This is a genomic window from Caballeronia mineralivorans PML1(12) (assembly GCF_001028175.1).
Lineage (GTDB): Bacteria > Pseudomonadota > Gammaproteobacteria > Burkholderiales > Burkholderiaceae > Caballeronia > Caballeronia mineralivorans.
Map to the genome: position 1 here is coordinate 63,261 of NZ_AEJF01000171.1, position 25,186 is coordinate 88,446.

Sequence of the window (25,186 nt, forward strand, 5' to 3'; positions counted from 1 at the left end):
CGGCGCTCACGCCTTTACATCTTCTGCGCGCGAACCTGGCCTACCAGGAAGTCGAGGACCTGGATCGTGCCCGGCAGGCTGTTCGTGGTGGCCGGACCCGTTTCATACTTACCCTGGACGGCCAACGTCGGCACGCCGTCGATCTTGTAGTCCTGCATCATCTTGGTGTCGCGTTGCAGGTCGCTTTGTGTCGAGAACGAGTTGTACGCGTCCATGTACTTCTTCTTGTCGACACCTTGCGTGGCGAGGAACGTAGCCTGCGCTTCCGGCGTCAGCAGATAGTTCTTCTTCACGTGGATCTCGTTGAACACGGCGGGCGTGAGTTTGTCCGCGAGGCCCAGTGCATCGAGTGCGTGATACATCTTCGAGTGCGGGATGAAGTCGTCGCGGAAGGCAACCGGCACGCGCTTGAACACCACGTCAGGACCTTGCTTCTTGACCCACGCTTCCAGATACGGGTCGAATTCGTTGCAGTGCGGGCAGCCGTACCACATGAATTCGATCACTTCGATCTTGCCCTTGGCGTCCACTGGCTGCGCGGCTTGCAGCACCGTGTAGTCGGTGCCCGCAACAGGCGCTGCCGGCGATGCGTGCGCCGCGTTCATGGCGCTCAGGGTGCCGGCCACGAGGCCGAGGGAGAGAGCGAGGGCGCTGAAGAGTTTTTTCATAATGACCGAGAAAGTGATCGAGAAAGGGCGTGGAGAGGCAAAAGGGGAACACACGACACTTAAAAGAAGCTTAAGCCGGCCGGGCCACTATCCGCCGCCACTGACCTGTTCGGCCGATTGACCGCCCGCCCGCGCTTGTCGGCCCGCGCCTGCCTTATACGAAGAAAGGCCGCGCGGGTCGCGGGTTTTACTGCGCGTTCACTGCTTGGAAAAGCGGATGACGGCGGTATCCACGCCTGCATCGGAGAGTCGCTGACGCACGTTGTTCATGTCCTCGAACTTCGTGAACGGCCCGATCCGCACGCGGTAATACGTGACGTTGCCGGCATCGCGTTGCGTCACCTTCGACTCGAAGCCCTGGAAGCCGAGCCGCGCGCGCTGCTGCTCCGCATCGGCCTGGGTCTTGTACGCGCCAACCTGCAGGAAATAGCCCGTGTTTGCGTCGCCGGGTGCGGGCGGCGTGACCTTGGCAGTCGATGAAGCTTGTGCCTCAGCCGGCTTCTTCGCAGCCGTTGCGCTCGACGAGCCGCCTGGCGCATTCGCGACCGGAGGCACCACGGCGGGCTTCGGTGCAACTGCTGTGCCGTTCGCGGACGGCGGCACTTCCAGGATCTGCGGTTCGTCCTGCACTCCCGACGACTGCGTCTGATCGTTCGTCTGCCCAGGCGCGGTGTTCGGCGGCGCGGGCTGCGCGGCTTGCGGCACAGCTTGCCCGGGTGTCTTGCCCTGCAGCGGCCGGTTGGGATCGTACGGCTGGCCCGTGGCGGGCGCGGAGACGGCATCGGCTGGAGCAGGCGCGACCTTCGTGACGAACGGCGTGGGTGCGCGGTTGATGTATAGCGCCACGATCACTGCAATTGCAAGGCCGACAATCAAGCCCAGCACGATACCGAGAAAAGTGCCCCCGGTTTGCTTCGACTGCTTCGACGTGCTGCGTGGTTTTGCCATCGTATGAATAACCTGCAAAAAGTCTTCTGAATGGCCGTCGATTATAACGGCGGCCTTAAGCGTGGCATGGCATTGCATATGTTGCATGGCGTGTCCGTCGCGCAAGCTTTGCACGCCGGGCACGTAGCAACGGATGCGCCCGAAGCGGACATCACATCTTCACGGGAGCGGACACACCGATCAGCGCGAGGCCGTTTTCGAGCACTTGCCGGGTGGCGGCAAGCAACGCGATGCGCGCGTTGCGCACGCCGTCCTCCTCCACCAACACGCGCTCCGCATTGTAGAACGAGTGGAATTCGCCCGCGAGGTCGCGCAGGTAGAACGCGACCGCGTGCGGCGAGAGTTCGTCGGCGGCGTGGGAGAGCATGTCCGGATACTCGGCGAGCTTGTTCAGCAGCGCCATCGCACGTTCGCTCGAGAGCGGCGTGAGATCGACCTGGGGCAGCGTGGCGGCATCGCCTGCGTAGCGCGTTTTCCAGTCGCCGAGAATCGTGCAGATCCGGGCGTGCGCGTACTGCACGTAATACACCGGGTTCTCATCGCTTTGCTTGAGCGCCAAGTCGATATCGAAGACGAATTCCGTGTCGGCCTTGCGCGAGATCAGGAAGAACCGCACGGCGTCGCGGCCGCGGCAAATGGTGTCTTCATCGATCTGGTCCGGCGCGACTTCCTCGCCCGGCGTCATGCCGCCCGACCATTCGATCAGGTCGCGCACCGTCACATAGCTGCCCGCACGCTTCGAGATTTTCACTTCCACGCCGTTGCGCATGACCGTGACCATCTTGTGCAGCACGTAGTCGGGATAACCCTTCGGAATGCCGATGCCAAGCCCCTGCAGCCCCGCCCGCACGCGCGCGATGGTGCCGTGGTGGTCCGAACCCTGCACGTTGATGACCTTGGTAAAGCCGCGCTGCCACTTCGCCACGTGATACGCGACGTCCGGCACGAAGTACGTGTACGTGCCGTCGGACTTGCGCATGACGCGGTCCTTGTCGTCGCCGTCGTCGGTTGTACGCAGCCACAGCGCGCCGTCCTGCTCGTAGGTCTTGCCCGCAGCGATCAGCGCGTCGACCGTACCCTGCACGCGGCCTTCCTGATACAGCGACGACTCCAGGTAGAACTGGTCGAACGTGACGCCGAACGCGGTCAGGTCCAGATCCTGTTCGTGGCGCAGATACGCGACGGCGAAGACGCGAATAGCGTCGATATCGTCGACATCGCCCTTCGCCGTCACCGGCGAGCCGTCCTTGGCTGCGACCGTCGCGCCGGCCAGATAGTCACGGGCAATATCCGCGATGTACTCGCCGTTGTACGCGTTATCCGGCCATTCCTTGTCGCCTGGTGCAAAACCGCGGGCGCGCAATTGCGTGGACATGGCGAGATTGCCGATCTGCACTCCGGCGTCGTTGTAGTAGAACTCGCGATGCACCGCGTTGCCTTGCGTGCCGAGCAGGTTCGCCAATGCGTCGCCGAGCGTGGCCTGGCGGCCGTGGCCCACGTGCAGCGGCCCGGTTGGGTTCGCCGAGACGAATTCGATCAGCACGCGCTTGCCTTCGTCGCGATCGCTGTAGCCGTAGCGCGCGCCTTCTGCAATGGCTGCGGGCACCACGGCCTGTTTCGCCGATGCCGCCAGCCGCAAGTTGATGAAGCCAGGACCGGCGACTTCAGCGGCATCGACCAGACCTTGAGCTCCGGCCAAGCCGAGCACCGCATCGACAATCTGTTGCGCCAGTTGCCGTGGATTCGCGCGCAGCGGCTTGGCGAGCTGCATGGCGACGTTCGACGCGACGTCGCCATGCGCCGCGACTTTCGGGCGCTCCAGGACGATTGTCGGTTCGACGAAGTTCGCTTCCGATGCGCCTTGCGACGCCTGTACGACCTGCTTGACCGCGTCGGCAAGCAGCGTTTCGAGTGTATGTTTTTGTGCGGGCAGCATGCTGATTCTGAAATCCGGTAATTGAGCTGTTGGTCCGTTGCGGCGTTGCTTCGTTCCTTCGGCGTTCGTTTGTTTGCTTGTTTGTTTCAATCCACGCGTCCGTGAAGAGCGCGACAAAAAACGTGCGATTGAGCGCGAAACACCGAGGCGGCGCGCGTTCGATAGTTTCAATCCATTACGCTCGTCCGGGGGCAGGAAAAAGACTTCGGACAGCTGGTCAGGACTGCGTATGCGCGCCCGGAGGCATAGCCGGAGCCGGTTACGGCCATAACGCAAAAACCGGGGTTTTGTAACCGGTGCAACATTTTGCTCGGGTAAATCGGGATTTTAGCAGGTGCTAATATGTCGAATCAGGGTCGAGTCGGGGAAAAGAGTCAGGAATTAGAACAATGCGCCGGCGTGTGGATGTGGTGGCCTGGGCTGTTGCCACGCTTGGCGCATCTCGCTCATTAGCTCCAAAAGGCCAACATAAGGGAAAGGACCTTGCCATGCTGATCACTTTTAAAACCAGGGCTGCACCGGACGTGCAGATGCTTGATAACCTCGCTGATTACCTGCTTGGCATCATCGGCAAGCGGCTTGGGGAGCGCGGTGTCATCACGCATGAAGAACTACCTGTATGCATTCAGAAGCTGGAGTCGGCGGTCGCGGTGGATAAACAGGAACGCGCCGAACACGACGGCCACTTCCACGAAGGCGAACCCGGCCACGAACCGCACGAGATTCCCGTCGGTCTGGCACAGCGCGCGTACCCGTTTCTGGACATGATGCGAATCGCGCATCAGGCAGAGGGCGACATCCTGTGGGGCGTCTGAGCCTCAGGCGACGTTGCGGGACTTGACCATTGGCGCTGACCATTTGAGTCAGTGCATTGAGTCAGTGCTTAAAAAAACCCGCCTCGTTGCCGATGCGGGTTTTTTGTCTTATGAATACGCAGCGCCTTATTGCGCGGCTGCGGACGCCGGCATGCTCGCACCTTTCTTTGCACGCGGCTTGCGGGGTTTCTTCTTGTGCTCGGTGACGGGCGGCGAGTAACTCGATGCGGTGCTTGAACTCGCGCCCGTACCTGGCTTGGCGGTGTCCTGCGCGAAGGCAGCCGGACTTCCCGACGTGAACAGCACAGCAGCAGCAACGGCGAGGACAGGCGTCAGCTTGATCATTTTCGACTTTCTCCGTGACGATTGAAGGAATGCGTGACCGCCGCCATGACGGCCTTTGCACTCCCACGAGTGTAAGGAAAGTCAAAATAACCGTAACTGACTTCGCCAATATTGCGTCTTTGTGATTCCCGGTATTTGCCTACAGTAAGGGCGCCAGTGCGCGTTCGGCGTCGTTCTTCGAAATCGCCATGCGTTGCGCGAAGCTTTCCACCTGATCGTCGCCGATCTTGCCGACCGAAAAATACGTGCTTTCCGGGTGAGCGATGTAAAAGCCCGACACGCTGGCCGCCGGCAACATGGCCAGCGACTCGGTCACCGTCATGCCGATTTCGTTCGCTTGCAGCACGTCGAACATGTCCTGCTTCACCAGGTGATCCGGGCAGGCCGGATAACCCGGCGCGGGGCGAATACCGCGATACTTTTCTTCGATCATCGCGGCGTTGTCGAGCGTTTCCCCTGCGGCGTAACCCCACAGTTCGCGACGCACCCGCGCGTGCAGCGCTTCTGCGAAGGCTTCCGCGAAACGATCGGCGAGCGCCTTCAGCATGATGGCGCTGTAGTCGTCGTTATCGGCTTCGAACTGCTTCTCTTTTTTCTCGACACCCAAGCCCGCCGTCACCGCGAACATGCCGATGTAATCCGCCACGCCGGAGTCCTTTGGCGCGATGAAATCCGCCAGCGAGCGGTTGGCGCGCTGCACGCCATCAACAATCGGACGCACGGTTTGCTGGCGCAAATTGCGCCACGTCATGGCGACTTGCGTGCGGGTGTCGTCGGTATAGATTTCGATGTCGTCGTCGTTCACCGTGTTCGCCGGCAGCAGCATCACCACGCCGTTTGCCTGCAACCAGCGGCCCTGGATGATGCGCGAGAGCATCGACTTGCCATCGGAGAAAACGCGCCGAGCCGATTCACCCACGATCTCGTCGTTGAGGATCGCCGGATACGGACCTGCCAGATCCCAGGTCTGGAAGAACGGCGCCCAGTCGATGTAGTTCGCCAGGTCCGCGAGATCGTAGTTCTTGAAGATGCGCCGCCCGATGAACGTCGGTTTCTTCGGTTCGTAGCTCGCCCAGTCGATTTTCGTCTTGTTCGCGCGAGCCTCGGCGTAGGTGACCATCGGCTGCGCCTTGCGGTTCGCGTGCTGTGTGCGGATGCGTTCGTAGTCCGTCTTGAGGTCGTCGAGATACTTCTTTGCGCCGTCATCGGAGAGCAGGCTTGACGCCACCGATACCGACCGCGACGCATCCGGCACATAAACCACCGGACCGTCGTAATGCGGCGCGATTTTCACAGCGGTATGCACGCGCGAAGTCGTTGCGCCGCCGATCAGCAGCGGCGTTTGCTTGCCGCGGAAATAGTCGTCGCGCTGCATTTCCGATGCGACGTAAGCCATTTCTTCAAGGCTCGGCGTAATCAGTCCCGACAAGCCGATGATGTCCGCGCCTTCTTCCTTGGCCTTCGCCAGGATGGTCGCGCAGGGCACCATCACGCCCATGTTGACTACTTCGAAGTTGTTGCACTGGAGCACGACCGAGACGATGTTCTTGCCGATGTCATGCACATCGCCCTTCACGGTTGCGATCACGATCTTGCCCTTCGGCCGGACGTCTTCGCCGGCATCGGCCATGCGCTTCTTTTCTTCCTCGATGTACGGAATCAAATGCGCCACAGCCTGCTTCATCACACGCGCCGACTTGACCACTTGCGGCAGGAACATCTTGCCGGCTCCGAACAGGTCGCCAACGATATTCATGCCGTCCATCAACGGCCCTTCGATCACGTTGATCGGCCGGCCGCCCTGGGCTTCAATGCGCGCCCGCACTTCCTCGGTATCTTCCACGATGAAGTTCGTGATGCCGTGCACCAGCGCGTGAGCGAGACGTTGATCGACGGGCTGATTACGCCATTCGAGGTTCTCTTCCTTCTTCGCAGCGCCGGTTTTGAATTTATCGGCGATTTCGAGCAGACGATCCGTGCCGTCTTCGCGGCGATTCAGCACCACGTCTTCCACGCGTTCGCGCAGTTCGGGATCGAGATCCTGATACACGCCGAGCTGCCCCGCGTTCACGATGCCCATGTCCATGCCCGCCTGAATCGCGTGGTAGAGGAACACGGTATGGATGGCTTCGCGCACCGGGTCATTGCCGCGAAACGAGAACGACACATTCGACACACCGCCACTGATCTTCGCGTGGGGCAGGTTTTTCTTGATCCAGCGCGTGGCGTTGATGAAGTCGACGGCGTAGTTGTTGTGCTCTTCGATGCCCGTCGCGATCGCGAAAATGTTCGGATCGAAGATGATGTCTTCGGGCGGGAAACCCACTTCATTCACGAGGAAATCGTACGAGCGCTTGCAGATTTGCGTCTTGCGTTCGAAGGTATCGGCCTGGCCGTCTTCGTCGAAGGCCATCACGACCGCGGCCGCGCCGTATCGACGAATCAGCGTGGCGTGATGACGGAATGCTTCTTCGCCTTCTTTTAGCGAGATCGAGTTCACGACCGCCTTGCCCTGCACGCATTTCAGGCCCGCTTCAATCACCTCCCATTTCGACGAGTCGATCATGATCGGCACGCGCGAAATGTCCGGCTCGGAAGCGATCAGGTTCAGGAACCGGACCATGGCCGCCTTCGAATCGAGCATGGCCTCGTCCATGTTGATGTCGATGATCTGCGCGCCGTTCTCAACCTGCTGGCGCGCGACGGCCAGCGCTTCGTCGAACTGGTTGTTGAGGATCATGCGGGAGAACGCCTTCGATCCCGTCACGTTGGTCCGCTCGCCCACGTTGATGAAAAGCGAACCGTCGGTGACGTTGAACGGCTCGAGGCCGGAAAGGCGCATGGTGTGATCGGTCATGGTGTCCCTGGGCGTTGCAGCGTGATTGTCTTGTCGGGCGTCTTGGGCGTCGTGGGGGGGGCGTGTCAGGCAGCTTCACGATAATGCGACGGCCACTTGCGCGGCTTCACATCGGCGAGTGCCTTCGCGATCTCCGCGATATGTTCCGGCGTCGTCCCGCAGCACCCGCCCGCCAGATTCACGAGCCCCGCCTGTGCGAACTCCTTCAGCAAGCTCGATGTGACATCGGGCGTTTCATCGAAGCCTGTATCGCTCATCGGATTCGGCAAACCCGCGTTCGGATAACACGAGACATATGTGTCGCAAAGCTTCGACAACTCCGCGATATACGGCCTCATGAGCGCCGCGCCCAACGCGCAGTTCAACCCGAACGTCAACGGCCGTGCATGGCGCAGCGAGTTCCAGAACGCTTCCACCGTTTGCCCCGACAGAATGCGCCCTGAGGCATCGGTAACAGTGCCCGAGATCATGATGGGCAGCAGCTCGCCCGTGTCCTCGAACAGCTGATCGAGCGCGAACAGCGCGGCCTTCGCGTTCAAGGTATCGAAGATGGTTTCGACCAGGAACAGATCGCAGCCCGCGTCCATCAGCGCCTTCGCCTGCTCGTAGTACGCGGCGCGCAGTTCGTCGAAGGTCACGTTGCGAGCGGCCGGATCGTTGACGTCCGGCGAGATGCTTGCGGTCTTCGGCGTTGGCCCGATCGCGCCCGCGACAAAGCGCGGCTTGTCCGGCGTGGAGTACGCATCGCAAGCTTCGCGCGCCAGCTTCGCCGACTGCATGTTCATTTCGACCGCCAGCGATTCCATGCCGTAATCGGCTTGCGCCACGGTCGTTGCACCGAAGGTGTTCGTCTCGAGGATGTCCGCGCCGGCAGCCAGGTACTTGTCGTGGATCTCGCGAATCACATGTGGCTGCGTGATCGACAACAACTCGTTGTTGCCCTTGATATCGCGCCCATAGTCGGCAAAACGCGCCCCGCGATACGCGGCTTCGTCGAGCTTGTAGCGCTGGATCATGGTGCCCATCGCGCCGTCGAGAATGAGAATGCGCTGTTGCAAAAGCGTAGGCAACACGGCGCCGCGCGTGTACGGGCGGCGCGCGGCGGCTGACTTCGGGGCGTCAATTGCGGCGGACGGATTCATGATCGACATGGCTCCAAACAGGCTGAAATAGCCCAACATTGTATCTGTAGTAGGGTTCGACCGTTTTCTTATGGCGCTTTCCAAAACAACGGGCGAGCGACGCTCAAGAACAAAAAACCCCGCCACTTTCGTCGGCGGGGTTTTTGGGGATGTCGCTGCTGTTCTTACTGCTCAGCCGGGGTACAACGGTTAGTGGAGGATCACCGGCTGGTTCATCAAGATGTCGAACTGGCCGAGGAACTCGTCCACGTCCTCGAGCGATTGCTCTTCTTCCATCAACTTCTGGACATGCTCGCGAAAACGCGCCGCGAGTGCGCCGTCAATGAAGATTTCGCGCTGCATGGTCTTGTCCACGATCTCGTAACCCCCCGCTTTCATCGCGAGATGATTGTCCTGCGGCGGGAATTCGACTACACAATAGTTAGGGCTGTTGTAGATCATCTGCATGGCGACACTCCTTATTCCTGTTTGCCCGTAAGGCGTTTCACCGTCTTACATTGAGCGTTTGGGTTGGAATTCAAGGGGTGGCCTCGACGTTGAGTCCGAAAGCCCATCGAGGACCTTTGTTAGACATTCTCCCGCAAAAATGTTTCCAGAAACGCCGCGAAACGCTGTGTTTCTTCTACTGGGGACAGATGTGTCGCGTCAAGTATTTCGAATCTTGGATCCATGATTGAATCTACCACCACTTCCGGGTGCGCCTTCCGGTACGTTTCCGTCAGCAAACTTCGCACCGTTCCATTGACGATACTCGCCGTTCAGTTTTGCCGCACATTCGCCGCGCATTTATCGGAATGAGGCTTCATCTGCGGCGTCGTGAACACCTTCATGCTAAGAACGTACCGCGTGTCGAAACCGTTGACCGTCACTTGCATGCTGGCCCCGTTTGGATGCGGTTTCAGTTCGGGATCGAACCATCTTTCACACGTCCGTGCATGCTCTGGAGTCACCTGTTTAACGGCTATTTCCGGCGAATCTTTACGTCGCGCAGGTTCGCCGGGCGTGGGGCTCAGGTCCGCTTTCACCTACGAGGAAATCAGGGTTTGTCGGATCCAGGCGTGCCGGGTGTTGAATTGTCGGACGCATTCGGTGTGCCTGCACCGGATTGATCCGGCGTTACGGACGGTGGCTGCAGCTTGCCGCGCCAGAGCATTTCGATCTGCATGCCGTTCGGCTCCGTCTGCAGAATACGCACGGGCAGCCAGCCCAGCGCGGGCGCGAGCCAGATGTCCAGACGCCGGCGATCGCCGTCGCGTCGGGGCAGGCGGGTGAAATGGCGTGCCTGGACGTTGCCGTCGGCGGTCTGGACGTTTTCATCGCCGACGGTTTCTATTGGCCAGATCTCGTTGCTGTCGTTATCGGCAACACTGAATTGACGCGCTACGCCGGGTTTGTAGGTGTCGGGTGTGCCTCGTACAAGGCTCGATAGCTGCATGACCACGCTGAAGCGATCCTGCGCGCCATCGGCGAGTGGCTGGTTGTTCGGCGTGCGTGTATAGACCAATTGCTTCGTGGTGCGATCGAAGACGGTGATGTCGGCGGCACGGCGGCCACGCTGCTCCGAGTATTGCTCAGGCGCAAGGCCAAAACGATCGGTGTGACCCTTGCTGGAATATACGTAAGGCCCGACGAACGGCAAGGGGATGGAGACGACCATCTCGTAGTGCTGGCCGTCGTTGATCCAGTGGATCGTGCCTACCTGATTCATCACGCCGTTGATTCGCGTGTCGTATCGAAGTTCACCCGAGGGCGGGACGCTGAACTTATCGGCGGGCGCGGCTGCTGCTTGGGAGGCTGCTGCCGCTTGAGCGGCAGCAGCATCGCTCGCTGCCTTTGCGGATGCTTGTGCTGCTTGAGCGGCTTGTGCTGCTTGCTCGGCCTGTGCCGCTTGCTCGGCCTGTGCCGCTTCCACAGCCTGCACCGCTTGTTCAGTTTGTTGCGCTGTCGTGATGGCGTGTGTAGGTTGAGGTTGCGGCGCCGGTTTGGGTCTCGGCCTGGGGGCGGGCGGAGGCGATGCGGGGGGCGTCGGCGTTTGCGCTACAGGCTTGGGTGTCAATAACTCCACCTGCACCGGGACATGTTCCGCCGGCGTCGGGTTCGACGTGCTCCTGCTCCTCTCCACCCAACGTCCAGCAACCCAATGCAGCGCTACTACGGCGAGCAGCACGGCCAGCCACACGACCCATCGAAGGGAAGGGTCGGAGGATGAATCGTCGGATGATCCGCCAGAAACGGCGCGACGGCGGCGAAGCAGGGAGAACGGCATTGGCTAGCTCGGAAACGCGCGTGGTCAGGCAAGCGTGTAAAACGCTGCCCGGGAAATAATCGGCGGCGATCATGAAAGAACGCAGGTGAAAAAGAGATCGCGGGCGAAACACCTATGACCCGCGTGCACGCCGCGATGTTCCGCGCGGGTGTTGAGACATGCAATCCTCAAGTATTACCGTTCGCCAGGTTTGTACCCGAGTTCGTAAGAAAGTTGTCCGGCGCACTCGCGCAAGGCGGTGTCGATTTCCCCGCCCCAGCGGGTATCGAACGATCCTTCGTGGCCGAGCGCAATCAGCCCGAGCGCGAGATCACCGGTCGAGTCGAATACAGGCGTACAGAACGCATGGATGGTCGGCAGCAGCATACCCTCCACGCGCGCCGCGCCGTGTGCGCGGATATCGGCGAGCAGTGGTTCAATGTCCTCCATCGACTGCCGCGTGGCGGCGAGTTCGCGGTCGAGCATTGCTTGCGTCTTGCTACGCGGCAGCCACGCGGCAAACAGCAAACCCGTCGCCGATGACAACAGCGGCATGACATCGCCGAGTTTCAACGATGCCTTCGCCGGATAGCTCGACTCCATCCAGTGCACGACGGTCGGGCCCTGGTTGCCCCACACTGCGATGCCTACCGTCTGGTCGAGCCGGTCACGCAACTCCGTCAGCGCGATGCGCGCGAGCTTCACGCCATCAACGCGGGCCAAGCGCGCCAGACCCATTTGCAACGCGAAACCGCCGAGTTCATAGCGCCCGGAAACCGGATCCTGCGAGACTGCGCCCAGCCGCAGGAAACTCACCAGATAGCGATGCGCCTTCGCCGGACTCATGCCGGCGCGCTGGGCGAGATCGCGCAGCATCATCGCGCGCGGCTCGTTCGTCAGCACGTCGAGCAGGCGGAAGCCGACTTCTATCGACTGGATGCCGGAGCGGGATTTCTCTTCGGCGGTGTCGGTTGAGTCGGAGGAATCTGCGAGGTCGAGGGCATCGTCGGCTTCGGCTTGTTCGGATGCGGGCAACGTGGACGAAGCGGGACGGCTGGGAGAGGGCATGGAGAAATCGATGACGGCGCGAGCCGGTTCATAAAACCAATGTTAGGTCGGGCGCGTGAGCGGCTTAAATGGAGACGGTAAACAGCTAAGGGCATGGCGAATGCGACTACATGGAAACGGCAACCGGCAAACGCCGTGATATTCCACCGCCTCAGCCCGAATCGTCGCAAAACCGCCCCGACGCGATTCACCATCGTAAAATAGATTTCCTCCATCGTCACTAAACGTAGAGACGCTTTATGAAACTTGCCACGCTGAAGGACGGTACGCGCGACGGCCAACTGGTCGTTGTATCGCGAGATTTGCGCACGGCGGCCATTGCCGACGCGATCGTGCCGACGCTGCAACGCGCGCTGGACGACTGGACTTTCTACGCGCCGCAATTGCTGGATCTGTCGGATTCGTTGAACCAGGGCCGCGCGCGCCACTCGTTCGCCTTCGATCCGAAAGCGTGCATGGCGCCGCTTCCCCGTGCCTTCCAATGGGCCGACGGCTCGGCCTACGTGAACCACGTCGAACTCGTGCGCCGCGCGCGCAACGCGGAAATGCCGCCCGAATTCTGGACCGATCCGCTGATGTACCAGGGCGGCGGCGACGATCTGCTGGGTCCCACGGACGATATCGTGTGTGCATCGGAGGCTTATGGGATCGACTTCGAAGCCGAAGTGGCCGTGATCACCACCGACGTGCCGATGACCGTCAAACCCGCCGACGCGCTCAGGCACGTGCGCCTCCTGATGCTGGTCAACGATGTCTCGCTGCGCAACCTAGTGCCCGCGGAACTCGGCAAAGGTTTCGGCTTTTTCCAGAGCAAGCCGGCCACGGCGTTTTCGCCGGTCGCGGTCACCCCGGACGAGCTCGGCGATGCCTGGCGCGAAGGCCGCGTGCATCGGCCGATGATCGTGCATTGGAACGGCAAGAAAGTCGGCCAGCCCGATTGCGGCACGGACATGGTGTTCAACTTCGGCCAGTTGATCGCGCACGCGGCTAAAACCCGCAACGTGCGCGCGGGATCGATCGTCGGATCGGGTACCGTCTCGAACAAGGATACGAAGCGCGGCTATTGCTGTATCGCCGAGAAGCGCTGCCTGGAGACCATCGAACACGGCGCACCGACGACGGAATTCATGAAGTTCGGCGACAGCGTGAAGATCGAAATGTTCGACGACGCCGGCAAGTCGATCTTCGGTGCAATCGATCAGGCGGTTGTCGCGCTCAACGAATAACTGGCGCCCTCAGTAAGGGGTTTCGCCCGATGCGCGCCCATGCTGCGCCGCCCTACACTTAGCCGCATTGCGTCGAAACGCTCATAAAAAATTGCGTCGGCGCACCCATAACAAGGAGACTTCGATGCAGTCAGGCGGCGGATGGGGAACGGCGTTCAGGCAACTGGCGGCGGGTGTTTTGATCACACTTTCAACGGCGGCCTGGGCGCAGACGCCGCATGTGAAGATCGGGCTGGTGTTGTCGCTGACGGGGCCGGCCGCGTCGCTCGGCATTCCGGCGCGCGATACTGTCGCGTTGCTGCCGAAGGAAATGGGCGGCCGTCCGGTGGATTACATCATTCTCGACGACGCCTCCGACACCACGCAAGCCGTCCAGACCACGAAGAAGCTGATCTCCGAAGATCACGTGGACGCGATCATCGGTTCATCGATTACGCCAAACTCGCTCGCCATGATCGATATCGTCGCCGACGGCCAGACGCCGATGATCTCGCTGGCGTCGTCATCGAAGATCATTGAACCTGTCGATGCCAAGCGCCACTGGGTCTTCAAGACGCCGCAAACCGACGCGATGATGGCATCGGCGATTGCAGAACATGCCAGCAATCACGGCGTGAAAACGATGGCGTTCATCGGTCAGGCCGACGCGCTCGGCGAGACGTTTTACGCGGAGGTATCGAAGTTCGCGCAGCTTCACAAGATCGCGATGGTGGCGAACGAGCGCTTCAACCGCACCGACACCAGCGTGACCGGGCAGGTGCTGAAGATCCTGGCCGCGAAGCCGGACGCGGTGGTCGTAGGCGCAGCGGGAACACCCGCCGCGTTGCCGCCAAAGACGTTGATAGAACGCGGCTACAAGGGCACGATCTATCATAATCACGGCACGGGTAACCGCGACTTCCTGCGCGTGTGCGGTGCGGATTGCAACGGCACGTTTTTGCCGACGAGCCCGGTTCTGGTCGCCTCGCAATTGCCTGACGATCATCCGGCGAAACATCTCGCGCTCGAGTACATCAAACTGTACGAATCGAAATACGGCGCGGGGTCGGTATCGGCGTTTGGCTCGTATGCTTGGGACGCGGGTATGTTGCTGAACCGCGCGGTGCCCATTGCGATGAAAGCGGGCGCGCCGGGCACGCCCGAGTTTCGCGGCGCTTTACGCGATGCGCTGGAAAGCACGAAAAATTTCGCGGACTCGAACGGCCTCGTCAACATGACGCCGAACGATCATATCGGTCTCGATCAACGTGCTCGCGTGATCGCGAAAATCGAGAGCGGCAAGTGGATTTATCAACCTCGTTGATCCTCCTTTAGCTAAGGCACGACCATGAGCGACCTATCTCTCTACGCGCATTACACGTCGCTGGAATTGCGGCGGCACGATCACGGTGTGCTCGAAATCGTGATGAACGGCGCGGGTGCGAACAAGAGCGGACTCGCAACCGCCGATGCCAATATGCATCGCGAACTGGCGGATATCTGGCGCGATATCGATCGCGATCCAGATACGCGCGTGGCGTTGATTCGCGGCGAGGGCAAGGGATTTTCAGGCGGCGGCGACCTGGATCTGGTCGAACAGATGGCCTCGGATTTCGAGGTCCGTGCGCGGGTCTGGCGCGAAGCGCGCGATCTCGTTTATAACGTGATCAACTGCAGCAAACCGATCGTCTCGGCGATGCACGGCCCGGCGGTCGGTGCAGGACTCGTCGCGGGCCTTCTCGCTGATATTTCCATCGCGGCGAAAACGGCGCGCATTATCGATGGTCATACGCGGCTCGGCGTGGCCGCCGGCGACCACGCCGCGATTGTGTGGCCGTTGCTGTGCGGCATGGCGAAAGCGAAGTATTACCTGCTGTTGTGCGAACCGGTGAGCGGCGAGGAAGCGGAGCGGATCGGTTTGGTGTCGCTGGCGGTAGATGAGAGCGAATTGCTGCCGAAAGCGGTTGAAGTTGCGAATCGTCTGGCGCAAGGTTCGCAGACGGCAATCCGCTGGACCAAATACGCGCTGAACAACTGGCTGCGAACGGCCGGTCCCGCCTTCGATACCTCGCTGGCACTCGAATTCATGGGCTTTTCCGGACCCGACGTGCAGGAAGGGATCAAGTCGCTGCGCGAGCGGCGCGCGCCGGATTTCCCGGGCGGATCGCCGTTCTAGATGTGCATCGAATCTTTTGTGGTTTCCCTCATATGTTCCCGCAGCACCAAGGAGAAAGTCTCATGACCGATACGCCCGGTGGTACGCCGCCTTTTGGAAGTTTCTCCGGCATGACCGGTTTCTCACAGGGCGACATAATGGAAAAGATGTGGGACATGATGAAGTTGAACCCGTTTGCGGCAGCCGCGGGCGGATCGCCGTCGCTTTCTATGATGTCCGACATGCTCGCGCCGCTGACCAACGTGGAGGAGCTCGATAAACGGATCAAAGACATGCGCGCTGTCGAGCAATGGCTGAAGCTCAATCTGAACATGCTGCAATCGGCCATTCAGGCGCTGGAAGTGCAGCGTGCGACGCTCGCGACGCTGCGTGCGTTCGGCGCGTTCGCGCAGTCGTCGGTGGAGAATGCGCAGGCTTCGGCGGCTTCGTCGTCGGCTGCTGCTGCATGGCCTGCGCCGCCGCAGGAAAAGCCGAAGGCGGAAGCGGAGCCGGGCACAGCCGCGCCCAATGAAGCCGGCGTGAACGACGCGTCATTCGATCCCTCCGGCTGGTGGAACATGCTTCAGTCGCAATTCAACAGTCTCGCGACCCTGGCGATGGCGCAACAGCATGCCGGCGCTGCGGCGCCCAGCATGAGCACGGATGAAGACGAGAACGGCGACGATGACGATGACGACATCGAACCGCCTGAAGCCGAGGCGCCGCCGCCCGCGGCAAAGAAAGCCGCGGCGAAGAAGGCACCAGCCAGGAAAGCGGCGGTAAGAAAGAAGCCGCTTTGAGGTTTGCTTAGAGGGGCTGCGGCGCGGTGGAACGACGACCTACTGCGCTGCGCCGTTGGCGAGCAGCTGGTTGCGCAACCCCGGCGCCGACGTGCGCGGATCGAGCCAGATCGCGAAGAACGCGCGAGCGAAATCGTCGCCGGGAATCAAGCCGATGACTTTGTCGCCGGCATAAAACGTCGTGCCGCGTTCTGGCACGAACACGCCAATCACATGATCTCCCGGTTGCACGTCCGGGAAGATATCTTCCATCTGCTGTTGCCATTGCGCTGTCTGCTCCCGGCTGGCGACCTTCAGACCGTCCATTTCCTCGCGGCCTCTTTTGGCTATCGAGGTGCCCTTGAAAGCGCGTGCATATTCGACATCCACCGCGAGCGGCCGCGCCGCCAGTTCCTTGCTCGACAAACCCGCCGGCCCGACAAAAAGCTTGGCGTCGTAGATATGCAAACCGTACATGCGCAGTTCGCCTTCGCCCTGCATGCGCGCTTGCGGAATGGTCTGGCGCACGAGCGCCGTGGCATCGAAGGCGAACGCCTGAAGGGGCGGCACGAGCAGCACCAGAAGGAGCGTGGCGGCTCGGCAGATCAGGCGTGTTCCAGCGTGAACTGAATCACGTCGGTGTTGGAGTGCGCGAACGCGGCCTCGCAATAACATAAGTAAAAGTCCCACAAGCGGATGAATCGTTCGTCGAATCCTTGCGCACGAACCTCGTCTAGCTGGTTAACGAATGCATTGCGCCATAACTTGAGCGTGCGCGCATAGTCGCGGCCAAAAGAAAACTGGTTGACCACTTTCAGCCCATGACGTTCCGCGGATTGCACGAAGACAGCAGGAGACGGCAGCATACCGCCTGGAAAAATATATTGCTGGATGAAGTCGGTGCTGGTTCTGTAGCGATCGAACAGCGTGTTGTCGATGGTGATCGTCTGCACGCACGCCCGGCCGCCGCGCTTGAGGTTGCGCTTGAGGCATTCGAAGTAGCTGGGCCAGTATTCCTCGCCGACGGCTTCGAACATTTCTAGCGATGCAATGGCGTCGAACTGGCCGTGGGCATCGCGGTAATCCTGAAGGCGCAGGTCGGCTCGTTCAGCGAGGCCCGCGTCCGCCAGACGCTGCTGTGCGTATGCGAGTTGCTCGGTGGATAGCGTAAGGCCGGTAATATTCGCTTTCGCCTCGCTTGCAGCAAGCTTAGCGAAACCACCCCAGCCGCAGCCGATTTCCAGCACGTTCAAGTCCACACGGTCGAGTTTCAACTCGTTTAGCAGCCGCCGGTATTTCGCACGCTGCGCGTCGTCGAGCGTCTGGTCGGGAGAGCCGTCGAAGAGCGCGCTCGAATAGGTCATCGTGCTGTCGAGCCACAGCTTGTAGAACGCGTTGCCGAGATCGTAATGTGCGTGGATGTTGCGCCGGCTGCCTGCCTTCGTGTTCGCATTGCGCAGATGCCGCAGGCGATTCGTCAGCTTGCCGAACCATGATCCATAGATCACCGCTTCAACTGTTGTGCGGTTGCGGACCATGATGTCGAGCAGCGCGGCGAGGTCGTCCGTATGCCAGTCGCCGGCCAGATACGTTTCGGCAAAGCCGATATCGCCGCTCTTCAGCGCCGCCGCGCACACGTTCCAGTTGGTCAGCACGACACGCGCGTACGGCGGGTTGCCGCCAGCGTCGGGCGCTTGTCCATAGCGGCGCGTGGTGCCGTCGGGGAGATGGACATCGAGGACGCCGTATTGAAGCTGGCTCAGCAACCTGAGCACCACGCGTGCGGCCGCGGGTTTGCGCAGCGCGCGATGGGTCCGAAGCAAAGGCAGGATGAACCACGATGCCACCGGATTGCGAAGCGATGAAGGAGAGGAGGGCTGTGTCGACATTTGCAAGTCACCTGGTCGGCAGTTCGGCCCGCTCGTGCGAGACATTCGCGGACGGCGGAGTGGGTTTGCTCAGGAACGGCACGCGCTTGAAGAACAGCTTCAGCGCCTGCCAGTGAATTCTCGCGACCACACCAAACGTCATCAGCGGATAACCGAAGAACACGCGCAGCACGTTGCGGGTGTCGAGTGGACACGCGGTCCCCGCGATGCTGGTCAGCAGCAGCGGACCCTCGCCGTCGTCGTAATCGATGCGCGCCAGCGACCGCAGCGGCTTGCCGCATTTCGGCGATGCAAACATGAAGTGGAACGTGTAGTGTCCCTGCACCTTGCAGAACGGCGACACGTGAAAGACCTTGCGCGCGGTGAGCGGCGCGCCGTTGTGGATGCCGCCGGCGGGATCGAGCAGATAGCAGTGGCACTCGCCGAACGTGTTGTTCACTTCGCAGACCACGGCGCGCAACGATCCGTCCGCGCGTTCGCAAAACCAGAAGCTGACAGGGTTAAAGACGTAGCCCAGCACGCGCGGGAACGTGTGCAGGAAGATCTCGCCGGTGGCGTCGTGGATGCCGTTTTCATGCAGCATCGCTTCGATCCATTGCAGCGCTGTTTGTCCTGCGGCACCGTGATCGCTGTCGTAAAAGCTCAGCAGGCCGAAGCGATTGGTCGCGAAAAAAAGCGAGTTTTGATGTGCGCCCCGAGCGAGTCGCGCAGCGCGGGCGCGAAGCGGCAGCCGCAACGTGTAGACACCGTAGGTGAACGCGTTGCGCGCGGGGCGCAGCCGCCTGTGGCGCACCGAGCCCACGAGCAGTAGGTCGGGGGTATCGAAGGGGGTGCTCATGCTGCAAGCGCCGGTGCGTTACTGCTCAGTGCAGCGACGGCGGTCAGCTTCGCGGCCGCGTCCAGTCCCGACTTCAGGCCATCCTCGTGGAATCCGTAACCGGTCCACGCGCCCGCGAACCATGTGTTGCGCACGCCTTGCATCGAAGGCAAAACGCGTTGAGCCTGCACGGCGGTTTGATCGAAGACGGGATGGCGGTAGGCGAACTCACGCATCACTGTGTCGCGACGCGGCTCGCGCACGGGATTCAGCGAGACGATTACCGGCGTCTTGAACGGCAGCGGTTGTAGCTTGTTGATGAGGTAGTGCACGCACAACTGCGGCTCGCCGCCCAGCTCCCCGGTGCGGCTTTCATAGTTCCATGCCGACCATGCGCGCTGCGCCGGCAACAGCCGCGCGTCCGTGTGCAGCACCGCGCGATTCGGCGCGTAGCCAATCGCACCGAGCGTGGCCGATTCGTCGCGCGAGGGATCGGCGAGCAGCGCCAGCGCCTGATCGCTGTGGCAGGCGAGCACGACGTGATCGAAGTGTTCAATTCCCCGCGTGCTTTCGATCTCAACGCCCAACGCGCTGCGCCTCACTGATTTCACGGGCGCACAAATACGGGCATCGCCGATGGCGGGCAACATGCGCCGCACGTATTCGCGCGCGCCGCCGTTGACCGTGTGCCATTGCGGCCGGTCGTTGACTTGCAGCAGCCCGTGGTTGTGACAAAAGCGGATCAACGTGCCGATGGGAAACGCCATCATCTGCGATGTCGAACACGACCAGATCGCACCGATCATCGGCAGCAGATACCAGTCGCGGAACGTCGTCGAAAATTTTTCGCGTTCGAGGAAGGCGCTCACTGGCTCGGCGAGTTGGATGTCCCGGCTTGCCCGGACGAGCGCGGTGGTCGTGCGGTTAAAGCGCAGGATCTCGGCCAGCATGCGCAGAAACGCCGGGCGCAGCAGATTGCGACGCTGCGTGAAGACCGTGTTCAGGTCGCTGCCGGCCCACTCGAGCCGACGCTCCGTCAGCGATACGGAGAACGACATATCGGTTGCGGTAGTGGGGATGTCGAGTTCTTCAAAAAGCTTCACCAGGTTCGGATAGGTACGGTGATTGAAGACCAGGAAACCCGTATCCACGCCGTGCGTGATGCCATCGAGTGTCACGTCCACCGTGTTCGTGTGACCGCCGAAGTAGCCGTTGGCCTCGAACAGCGTTACATCGATACCCGCCTTGGCCCTCGCCAGCCGGTACGCGCACGCCAGTCCCGAAATCCCCGCTCCGATTACCGCGACTTTCATGACGTTGCTCCGTGTGTCTTTGTCTTTTGCGTTCCGACCAGCGCGCGGTTGCTCATGCCGTGTTCAAGGTGATTTACGCAATCCCCGTCGCGATGGATGCAGCCAGCTGGAATTAAACGGTCATTTCTTGACTATATTTTGTCCATCAAAAACACAAAAATTCGTCTATGATAAACAATGTTTGAGTCGTCACTAAAGTCCGTAGATATTAGAGTTTGAGGATATTGGCCTCGCTGCTTAATTTATACATATGACAATTTGTCCATGACAAATACATCAGAGACTGAGCCGTCCTTGAGTAGCGCGACGGCCGGCGTGACTGAAGCCGGAGGCTCGGTGCTGGTGAGTGCGGATACGACGGGCATTGGTATTGGCGCGATTGCGCACGAGATCGGACTGACCAAGGACACGCTGCGGGTCTGGGAGCGGCGCTACGGCTTTCCGCAACCGTTGCGCTCGACGGGCGGCGAACGGCTCTATCCGCAAGAGCAGGTGACCAAGCTTCGGCTTGTCAAGCGCTTGCTCGACGCAGGCCACAGGCCGAGTAAGGTCTTGCCCCAATCGATCACGCGACTGCAGCAACTGGCTGAAGATTCGGGGGTGGGACAGGACGCACCGGACGTGGAGCTTGACCGGCTCGTGGAGCTGCTGCGAGTGGGCCGTTATGACGACTTCCGCTTCGAGCTGCTCAAGCGCGCCACGCGCGAAGGGCTCGCGCGTTTCGTCTTGGACGCTGCTGCGCCGCTGTCCGCGCGGGTTGGCAATGCATGGGCGGCAGGCACGCTGCAGGTCTATCACGAGCACCTGTTCAGCGAAGCGATGCAGGTCGCGCTGTGCTCGCTGATGCGTCCACTGTCCGAGGCTTTACGTGGGCGCGGCGCTCACCCGCGGGTGCTGCTCACCACGCTGCCCGGCGAGGCGCACGGGCTGGGCATCCTGATGGCGGAGGCCATGTTCGCGCTGGTGGATTGCGAATGCATTGCGCTCGGAACGCAGACGCCGCAACAAGACATAGTCGATGCCGTTACGGCCCACGACGTCGAGATCGTCGCGCTGTCCTTTTCCGCTTCCATGCCCGTGCAGGCAGTGGTCAACGGACTCACGGAGTTGCGCCAGATGCTCCCTTCGAAGGTCGCAATCTGGGTCGGCGGCAGCAGTCCCGCGTTACGGCGCAAGCTTCCTGACGGCGTGTTGAACGTAGCGGGACTTGCGCCCATTGAAGATGCTGTGGCGAAGTGGCGTCATAGCGCCATGCTATGATCGGCGGGCTGTTGGCTGCCGCGTGGGCTTTGCATCAAGGCCAACGCCGCGACGCCGGACGGGACATGACGTGGGGCGTGGCGCAAAACGCTTTGCGCCTTGAGTCTGTCACGCACGAAAGGCATGCTTCACGCGGGGTGCGCAGCAGTCACAAAGCGCTGAGGACCGGGCAGGAAACAGGGTTTTAAGCAGCTTTAGCAAAGTATCAAAAAAGGCTTTAAACGAGCTTCATCACAGCTTGCGCTTCGTACTTACCTCAGGCACAGGGTTCGCTCCTCACCCACGGTAGACATTGCATCGCCGCTTGGCTGCTGCGATTGCAACGGGCAAAAAGTCGCAGAGGGACGCGACAGGCGCTTCTTTACCGTTTTTGCATCTGGGCGCCTGATTCCCGCGTAAAATTGAAAGATTCGCTGCTGGCGGCGCGGGTTTCCGCGCGTAGCCGGCGAAAGTTACAACAGACAGAACTGTCGCACTACGTTGCAAACCAGGGGTGGACTATGAACACGATGCTTTATCCGGAACTGTATAAATCGCTGGAATCGGTTCGTTGGGACATGGAGAAAGATATTCCCTGGGACAAATTCGACTCGGCGCTGCTTACCGACGAACAAGCCAAGACCATCAAGATGAACGCAATCACCGAATGGTCCGCGCTGCCCGCCACGGAAATGTTCCTGCGCGACAACCACAACGACAGCGATTTTTCAGCGTTCATCAGCGTGTGGTTCTTCGAAGAGCAGAAACACTCGCTCGTGCTGATGGAATACCTGCGCCGCTTCAAGCCTGAAATGGTGCCGACTGAAGAAGAACTGGATGCGGTCCGCTTCGAATTCGATCCGGCTCCGCCGCTTGAAACGCTGATGCTGCACTTCTGCGGCGAGATCCGCCTGAACCACTGGTACCGGCGTGCTGCCGAGTGGCATACAGAGCCGGTGATCAAGCACATCTACGAAACCATTTCGCGCGACGAAGCGCGGCATGGCGGTGCGTATCTGCGCTACATGAAGAAAGCGATGACGCAAACCGGCGATATCGCGCGCGCGGCGTTCGCGAAGATCGGTGTCCTGATGGCATCGGCGCGACGCACCGAAAAGCCGCTGCATCCGACCAACTTGCATGTGAACCAGGCGCTGTTTCCGCGCGATACGATCCAGTCGCGTCTGCCGGATCCGGAGTGGCTCGAACACTGGCTCGACGAACAAATCCGCTTCGACGACAGCTGGGAGAAGAAAGTCGTCGAACGCATTCTGCACAACCTGTCCATTCTGTTTGAGCGCTCGTTTGCTACGGCGCAGGAATTGAATCGGTATCGCAAGGAAGTGGTCTTGCGCTTGCAGGCTGCGCAAGGAGCGTCGCAACTGCCGGCTTGATCGGGGTTCCGACTCGTTGTTCCAAAATAGCCCGCTGGTTTTTGACCGGCGGGCTGTTTCGTTTTTAGAGCGCGGTTAAAGCGCTTTTGAAGCACAAACGCCTGTGAATATCGAAGCGTGCCGGCATGCGTGGCACACTACGGTCCTTCCAAATCCCTCATCGCTTACAGCCATGTCCGCTCCTTTCGAACGCAAGATCATGACGCGCGACGCGCTTGCCGCTTTGCGCCCGCAACTCGCGTCGCCCGTGGTCTTCACGAACGGCGTCTTCGATATTTTGCATCGCGGACATGTGACGTATCTCGCCGACGCAAAGGCGTTAGGTGCAACGCTGATTGTCGGTGTGAACAGCGATGCATCCGTGCGTTTGCTCGGCAAGGGCGACGACCGGCCGATCAATCGCGAAGACGACCGGATGGCGCTGCTCGCGGCGCTGGAAAGCGTGGATTGGGTGGTGAAATTCGAAGAATTCACACCGCTCGAATTAATCGGTGAACTGCGTCCCGACGTGCTCGTGAAAGGCGGCGATTACGACATGGACAAGCTCGCGGAATCGGCGCTGGTTCGGAGTTGGGGCGGAAAGGCGCTGGCTATTCCATTCGAGCACGATCGCTCGACGACCGCGTTGCTCAAGAAAGTGCGCACCCAGGGGTAAAAGCGTCGCCGGAAAAGCCGCTTATTGCGACAGCGGCGCTGCCTGCACCGGAGCCGTGGGCGCCGGACCGCCGACCACGGCCTGATCGGCGGCTTCGTCTGGGCTGATCGGACGAACCCGCACCAGTTCGGGATGCACTTGGCGGTCGAGATGTTGCGGTTCGCGTCCACCGGCGGCCGGCAGCGGTCCAAACACCCCTTGCGCGACGACGAACATCAACAGGTTTGCCAGAAACAACAGGGCGAGCAGCCAGCGCAGCATGGAAAGCGCTCCATCAATCGGGTGAACGGGAAACGGCGGCTTCGCGAGCGATCAACGCAAGCCCCGCGAGCACGAGCGAGTCGTGGCGAGTATGCGGCACCTTTAACGCGCCCGCCACTTCGCTGGCGCCGCCGCCGCTGAGAATCAGGCGCACGTCGTTGTTCCACTGGGCGCGCAGATCGTGCCACGCTCGCTCGATCAATCCAGCCTGCGCAAGCAGGCATCCCGACGACAACGCCGTGCGCGTGTCGGTGGCGAAAATGCCGGTGGATGAGGTGAGTGCGCGACGGGCGGTATCGGGGAGGAGCGTGGGCAGTTGCGCCGTGTGGGTGCCGAGCGATTGCATCATCAGCAACCATCCGGGCGCGATCAGGCCGCCTGTGAACGTGCCGTCGGCGAGCAGCGCTTCGAGCGTCGTCGCCGTGCCGATGGTGGCGATCAGCAGGTTTTCCCCCGGATACGCAGCGTGGGCGCCGATCATGCCGCACCACCGGTCGCTGCCGAGCGCCGCAGGTTCCGTGTAGCGGTTCGTTACGCCGGATTGTTGCGCCTGAGCGCGCACGATCGAGTGGGGCAGGCCGGGCCAGCGTTCATCGAGCAGGGCGGCAATGCGTTCGCCCACGCGCGGTCCTGCAACGTTCGAAATCCACGCGCCCGCGGGGGTGGGCAAATCGGCCCAATCGGGCAAATCCGCGAGAACGGCTTCAACGTCGACGTGTTCAAACGCGCCGCCGTTCAGCGTTTCATTGGTGGCGCTCACTAGTGACCACTTGATCCGGCTATTGCCTGCATCGATAAGCAGAAACGGTTTACCACTCACGGCCGCTGCTCCGCAAGACGCAGTGAGACGTCGCCGGTGGTGGCGGTTCTTAAACCCGTCGCTGTATCGATTTGCAACTGGCCGTTATCGTCGATACCCACCGCCAGGCCGCGCGCCACCTCCACACCTTGTTCGAGCAGCACAACTTCGCGCCCGGCGTAAGCGTGCGCGGCGAGCCACTGCTGGCGAAACGGGCGGAAGCCATCGGCGGCAAAACGCGCCAGGGTGGCATCGAGCGCGTTCAGGACGGCGGCGAGGGTATCGGTGAGATTCGCTTCGGGCCATGCCCGCGACAAAGAGGCGGGCGTATTCCCCGGCGTTGGCAGGGCGTTGCGGCGCTGAGCTTCGTCCAGTTCCGCCGCGAGTTCTGCTGCGCCATGCAAATTGATGCCGATGCCGATCACCACGGCGCTCGCCCGCGGCGTGTTCCACGCGGTTTCGATGAGGATGCCGGCGAGCTTGCCGTCGTCGAGCAGGATGTCGTTTGGCCATTTCAGCGCCAGTCTCGCCGATGCCGTCAGCGGCAAGCTGTTCAGCGCCTCGAGCACGGCCGTGCCCACCGCGAGGCTCAGGCCCGCGAGCCCTTCGAGCGGCCGCGGCAACACGCAGGCCGTGGAAAACAGCAGCGCGTTGCC

The 25,186-nt window shown here is 61.1% G+C and carries 24 protein-coding genes; 8 read left to right on the forward strand and 16 right to left on the reverse strand.

What is annotated here, in order from left to right; translation table 11 throughout:
* Positions 1-14 precede the first annotated feature (14 nt).
* The 3 genes from EOS_RS28330 to argS all read right to left on the reverse strand — a co-directional run bounded on the left by EOS_RS28330 (position 15) and on the right by argS (position 3,552).
* The gene (locus EOS_RS28330; RefSeq protein WP_047895502.1) at positions 15-668 is read right to left on the reverse strand and encodes a thiol:disulfide interchange protein DsbA/DsbL; all 654 of its coding nucleotides are present in this window, start codon (positions 666-668) and stop codon (positions 15-17) included.
* Between the two features lie 198 nt (positions 669-866).
* Complete coding sequence (locus tag EOS_RS28335; RefSeq protein ID WP_047895526.1) at positions 867-1,616, reverse strand: SPOR domain-containing protein; 750 nt, start codon at positions 1,614-1,616, stop codon at positions 867-869.
* Between the two features lie 151 nt (positions 1,617-1,767).
* Positions 1,768-3,552: an arginine--tRNA ligase gene (argS, locus tag EOS_RS28340; protein ID WP_047895527.1), complete on the reverse strand. Its 1,785-nt coding sequence runs from the start codon at positions 3,550-3,552 to the stop codon at positions 1,768-1,770.
* Positions 3,553-4,040: 488 nt separating this feature from the next.
* Between argS and EOS_RS28345 the strand changes: the two genes are divergently transcribed.
* Positions 4,041-4,367, forward strand: a complete 327-nt coding sequence (locus EOS_RS28345) for a DUF1840 domain-containing protein (protein WP_047895503.1) — start codon at positions 4,041-4,043, stop codon at positions 4,365-4,367.
* Positions 4,368-4,493: 126 nt separating this feature from the next.
* On the opposite strand, the gene EOS_RS28350 is transcribed toward EOS_RS28345, so the two are convergent.
* The 6 genes from EOS_RS28350 to EOS_RS28375 all read right to left on the reverse strand — a co-directional run bounded on the left by EOS_RS28350 (position 4,494) and on the right by EOS_RS28375 (position 12,024).
* Complete coding sequence (locus tag EOS_RS28350; protein WP_047895504.1) at positions 4,494-4,712, reverse strand: hypothetical protein; 219 nt, start codon at positions 4,710-4,712, stop codon at positions 4,494-4,496.
* A 139-nt stretch (positions 4,713-4,851) separates the two neighbouring features.
* A complete protein-coding gene (gene metH / locus EOS_RS28355) occupies positions 4,852-7,638 on the reverse strand; it encodes a methionine synthase (RefSeq protein WP_075645408.1) in 2,787 nt (928 codons plus the stop codon).
* Complete coding sequence (locus EOS_RS28360) at positions 7,635-8,711, reverse strand: homocysteine S-methyltransferase family protein (protein ID WP_047895529.1); 1,077 nt, start codon at positions 8,709-8,711, stop codon at positions 7,635-7,637. Before EOS_RS28360 ends, metH begins: the two co-directional genes overlap by 4 nt.
* A 189-nt stretch (positions 8,712-8,900) precedes the next feature.
* Positions 8,901-9,158: a BTH_I0359 family protein gene (locus EOS_RS28365; RefSeq protein ID WP_047895505.1), complete on the reverse strand. Its 258-nt coding sequence runs from the start codon at positions 9,156-9,158 to the stop codon at positions 8,901-8,903.
* A gap of 589 nt (positions 9,159-9,747) precedes the next feature.
* Positions 9,748-10,977: a DUF3108 domain-containing protein gene (locus tag EOS_RS28370; protein ID WP_047895506.1), complete on the reverse strand. Its 1,230-nt coding sequence runs from the start codon at positions 10,975-10,977 to the stop codon at positions 9,748-9,750.
* Positions 10,978-11,151: 174 nt separating this feature from the next.
* A complete protein-coding gene (locus tag EOS_RS28375; protein ID WP_047895507.1) occupies positions 11,152-12,024 on the reverse strand; it encodes an IclR family transcriptional regulator in 873 nt (290 codons plus the stop codon).
* Positions 12,025-12,263: 239 nt separating this feature from the next.
* On the opposite strand from EOS_RS28375, the gene EOS_RS28380 reads away from it, so the two are divergent.
* The 4 genes from EOS_RS28380 (at position 12,264) to EOS_RS28395 (ending at position 16,184) form a co-directional block, all read left to right on the forward strand.
* Positions 12,264-13,250, forward strand: coding sequence for a fumarylacetoacetate hydrolase family protein (locus EOS_RS28380; RefSeq protein ID WP_047895508.1), 987 nt, complete (start codon positions 12,264-12,266; stop codon positions 13,248-13,250).
* A gap of 124 nt (positions 13,251-13,374) precedes the next feature.
* Positions 13,375-14,553 (forward strand): ABC transporter substrate-binding protein, encoded by a 1,179-nt coding sequence (locus EOS_RS28385; RefSeq protein ID WP_047895509.1) that lies wholly within the window; start codon positions 13,375-13,377, stop codon positions 14,551-14,553.
* Positions 14,554-14,577: 24 nt separating this feature from the next.
* The gene (locus EOS_RS28390; RefSeq protein ID WP_047895510.1) at positions 14,578-15,405 is read left to right on the forward strand and encodes an enoyl-CoA hydratase/isomerase family protein; all 828 of its coding nucleotides are present in this window, start codon (positions 14,578-14,580) and stop codon (positions 15,403-15,405) included.
* A 62-nt stretch (positions 15,406-15,467) separates the two neighbouring features.
* Positions 15,468-16,184, forward strand: coding sequence for a PhaM family polyhydroxyalkanoate granule multifunctional regulatory protein (locus tag EOS_RS28395; RefSeq protein ID WP_047895511.1), 717 nt, complete (start codon positions 15,468-15,470; stop codon positions 16,182-16,184).
* A gap of 39 nt (positions 16,185-16,223) precedes the next feature.
* Here the strand turns inward: EOS_RS28395 and EOS_RS28400 are convergent, their stop codons facing one another.
* The 4 genes from EOS_RS28400 to EOS_RS28415 are packed head-to-tail and all read right to left on the reverse strand — an operon-like array spanning position 16,224 to position 20,182.
* A complete protein-coding gene (locus tag EOS_RS28400) occupies positions 16,224-16,733 on the reverse strand; it encodes a chalcone isomerase family protein (protein WP_160312539.1) in 510 nt (169 codons plus the stop codon).
* Between the two features lie 35 nt (positions 16,734-16,768).
* Entirely contained in the window at positions 16,769-18,052 is a 1,284-nt protein-coding gene (locus tag EOS_RS28405) for an SAM-dependent methyltransferase (protein ID WP_082163546.1), read from the reverse strand.
* 7 nt (positions 18,053-18,059) lie between these two features.
* On the reverse strand, positions 18,060-18,890 hold the full coding sequence (locus EOS_RS28410; RefSeq protein ID WP_047895512.1) for a DUF1365 domain-containing protein: 831 nt from the start codon (positions 18,888-18,890) through the stop codon (positions 18,060-18,062).
* A complete protein-coding gene (locus EOS_RS28415; protein ID WP_047895513.1) occupies positions 18,887-20,182 on the reverse strand; it encodes an NAD(P)/FAD-dependent oxidoreductase in 1,296 nt (431 codons plus the stop codon). Before EOS_RS28415 ends, EOS_RS28410 begins: the two co-directional genes overlap by 4 nt.
* A 264-nt stretch (positions 20,183-20,446) precedes the next feature.
* Between EOS_RS28415 and EOS_RS28420 the strand changes: the two genes are divergently transcribed.
* The 3 genes from EOS_RS28420 (at position 20,447) to rfaE2 (ending at position 23,470) form a co-directional block, all read left to right on the forward strand.
* Positions 20,447-21,442 (forward strand): MerR family transcriptional regulator, encoded by a 996-nt coding sequence (locus tag EOS_RS28420; RefSeq protein ID WP_053064075.1) that lies wholly within the window; start codon positions 20,447-20,449, stop codon positions 21,440-21,442.
* Between the two features lie 500 nt (positions 21,443-21,942).
* Positions 21,943-22,815 carry a ferritin family protein gene (locus EOS_RS28430; protein WP_047895515.1) on the forward strand — a complete coding sequence of 291 codons (873 nt, stop codon included), beginning with the start codon at positions 21,943-21,945 and terminating at the stop codon, positions 22,813-22,815.
* A gap of 172 nt (positions 22,816-22,987) precedes the next feature.
* On the forward strand, positions 22,988-23,470 hold the full coding sequence (rfaE2, locus tag EOS_RS28435) for a D-glycero-beta-D-manno-heptose 1-phosphate adenylyltransferase (protein WP_047895516.1): 483 nt from the start codon (positions 22,988-22,990) through the stop codon (positions 23,468-23,470).
* Positions 23,471-23,491: 21 nt separating this feature from the next.
* On the opposite strand, the gene EOS_RS28440 is transcribed toward rfaE2, so the two are convergent.
* The 3 genes from EOS_RS28440 to EOS_RS28450 all read right to left on the reverse strand — a co-directional run.
* The gene (locus EOS_RS28440) at positions 23,492-23,731 is read right to left on the reverse strand and encodes a hypothetical protein (RefSeq protein WP_047895517.1); all 240 of its coding nucleotides are present in this window, start codon (positions 23,729-23,731) and stop codon (positions 23,492-23,494) included.
* 13 nt (positions 23,732-23,744) lie between these two features.
* Entirely contained in the window at positions 23,745-24,551 is an 807-nt protein-coding gene (locus EOS_RS28445) for a type III pantothenate kinase (RefSeq protein WP_047895518.1), read from the reverse strand.
* On the reverse strand, positions 24,548-25,186 hold a 639-nt coding region (locus tag EOS_RS28450; RefSeq protein WP_047895519.1), incomplete at its 5' end, for a biotin--[acetyl-CoA-carboxylase] ligase. The genes EOS_RS28450 and EOS_RS28445, both read right to left, overlap by 4 nt.

Coding starts and splice junctions, on each gene's coding strand:
- EOS_RS28440 (WP_047895517.1), bottom strand. CDS start 23,731: ATGCTGCGCTGGCTGCTCGCCCTGTTGTTTCTGGCAAACCTGTTGATG.
- EOS_RS28430 (WP_047895515.1), top strand. CDS start 21,943: ATGAACACGATGCTTTATCCGGAACTGTATAAATCGCTGGAATCGGTT.
- EOS_RS28405 (WP_082163546.1), bottom strand. CDS start 18,052: ATGTCGACACAGCCCTCCTCTCCTTCATCGCTTCGCAATCCGGTGGCA.
- EOS_RS28345 (WP_047895503.1), top strand. CDS start 4,041: ATGCTGATCACTTTTAAAACCAGGGCTGCACCGGACGTGCAGATGCTT.
- EOS_RS28330 (WP_047895502.1), bottom strand. CDS start 668: ATGAAAAAACTCTTCAGCGCCCTCGCTCTCTCCCTCGGCCTCGTGGCC.
- EOS_RS28395 (WP_047895511.1), top strand. CDS start 15,468: ATGACCGATACGCCCGGTGGTACGCCGCCTTTTGGAAGTTTCTCCGGC.
- rfaE2 (WP_047895516.1), top strand. CDS start 22,988: ATGTCCGCTCCTTTCGAACGCAAGATCATGACGCGCGACGCGCTTGCC.
- EOS_RS28385 (WP_047895509.1), top strand. CDS start 13,375: ATGCAGTCAGGCGGCGGATGGGGAACGGCGTTCAGGCAACTGGCGGCG.
- EOS_RS28390 (WP_047895510.1), top strand. CDS start 14,578: ATGAGCGACCTATCTCTCTACGCGCATTACACGTCGCTGGAATTGCGG.
- argS (WP_047895527.1), bottom strand. CDS start 3,552: ATGCTGCCCGCACAAAAACATACACTCGAAACGCTGCTTGCCGACGCG.
- EOS_RS28375 (WP_047895507.1), bottom strand. CDS start 12,024: ATGCCCTCTCCCAGCCGTCCCGCTTCGTCCACGTTGCCCGCATCCGAA.
- EOS_RS28420 (WP_053064075.1), top strand. CDS start 20,447: ATGACAAATACATCAGAGACTGAGCCGTCCTTGAGTAGCGCGACGGCC.
- EOS_RS28365 (WP_047895505.1), bottom strand. CDS start 9,158: ATGCAGATGATCTACAACAGCCCTAACTATTGTGTAGTCGAATTCCCG.
- EOS_RS28415 (WP_047895513.1), bottom strand. CDS start 20,182: ATGAAAGTCGCGGTAATCGGAGCGGGGATTTCGGGACTGGCGTGCGCG.
- EOS_RS28350 (WP_047895504.1), bottom strand. CDS start 4,712: ATGATCAAGCTGACGCCTGTCCTCGCCGTTGCTGCTGCTGTGCTGTTC.
- EOS_RS28360 (WP_047895529.1), bottom strand. CDS start 8,711: ATGAATCCGTCCGCCGCAATTGACGCCCCGAAGTCAGCCGCCGCGCGC.
- EOS_RS28410 (WP_047895512.1), bottom strand. CDS start 18,890: ATGAGCACCCCCTTCGATACCCCCGACCTACTGCTCGTGGGCTCGGTG.
- EOS_RS28335 (WP_047895526.1), bottom strand. CDS start 1,616: ATGGCAAAACCACGCAGCACGTCGAAGCAGTCGAAGCAAACCGGGGGC.
- EOS_RS28370 (WP_047895506.1), bottom strand. CDS start 10,977: ATGCCGTTCTCCCTGCTTCGCCGCCGTCGCGCCGTTTCTGGCGGATCA.
- EOS_RS28380 (WP_047895508.1), top strand. CDS start 12,264: ATGAAACTTGCCACGCTGAAGGACGGTACGCGCGACGGCCAACTGGTC.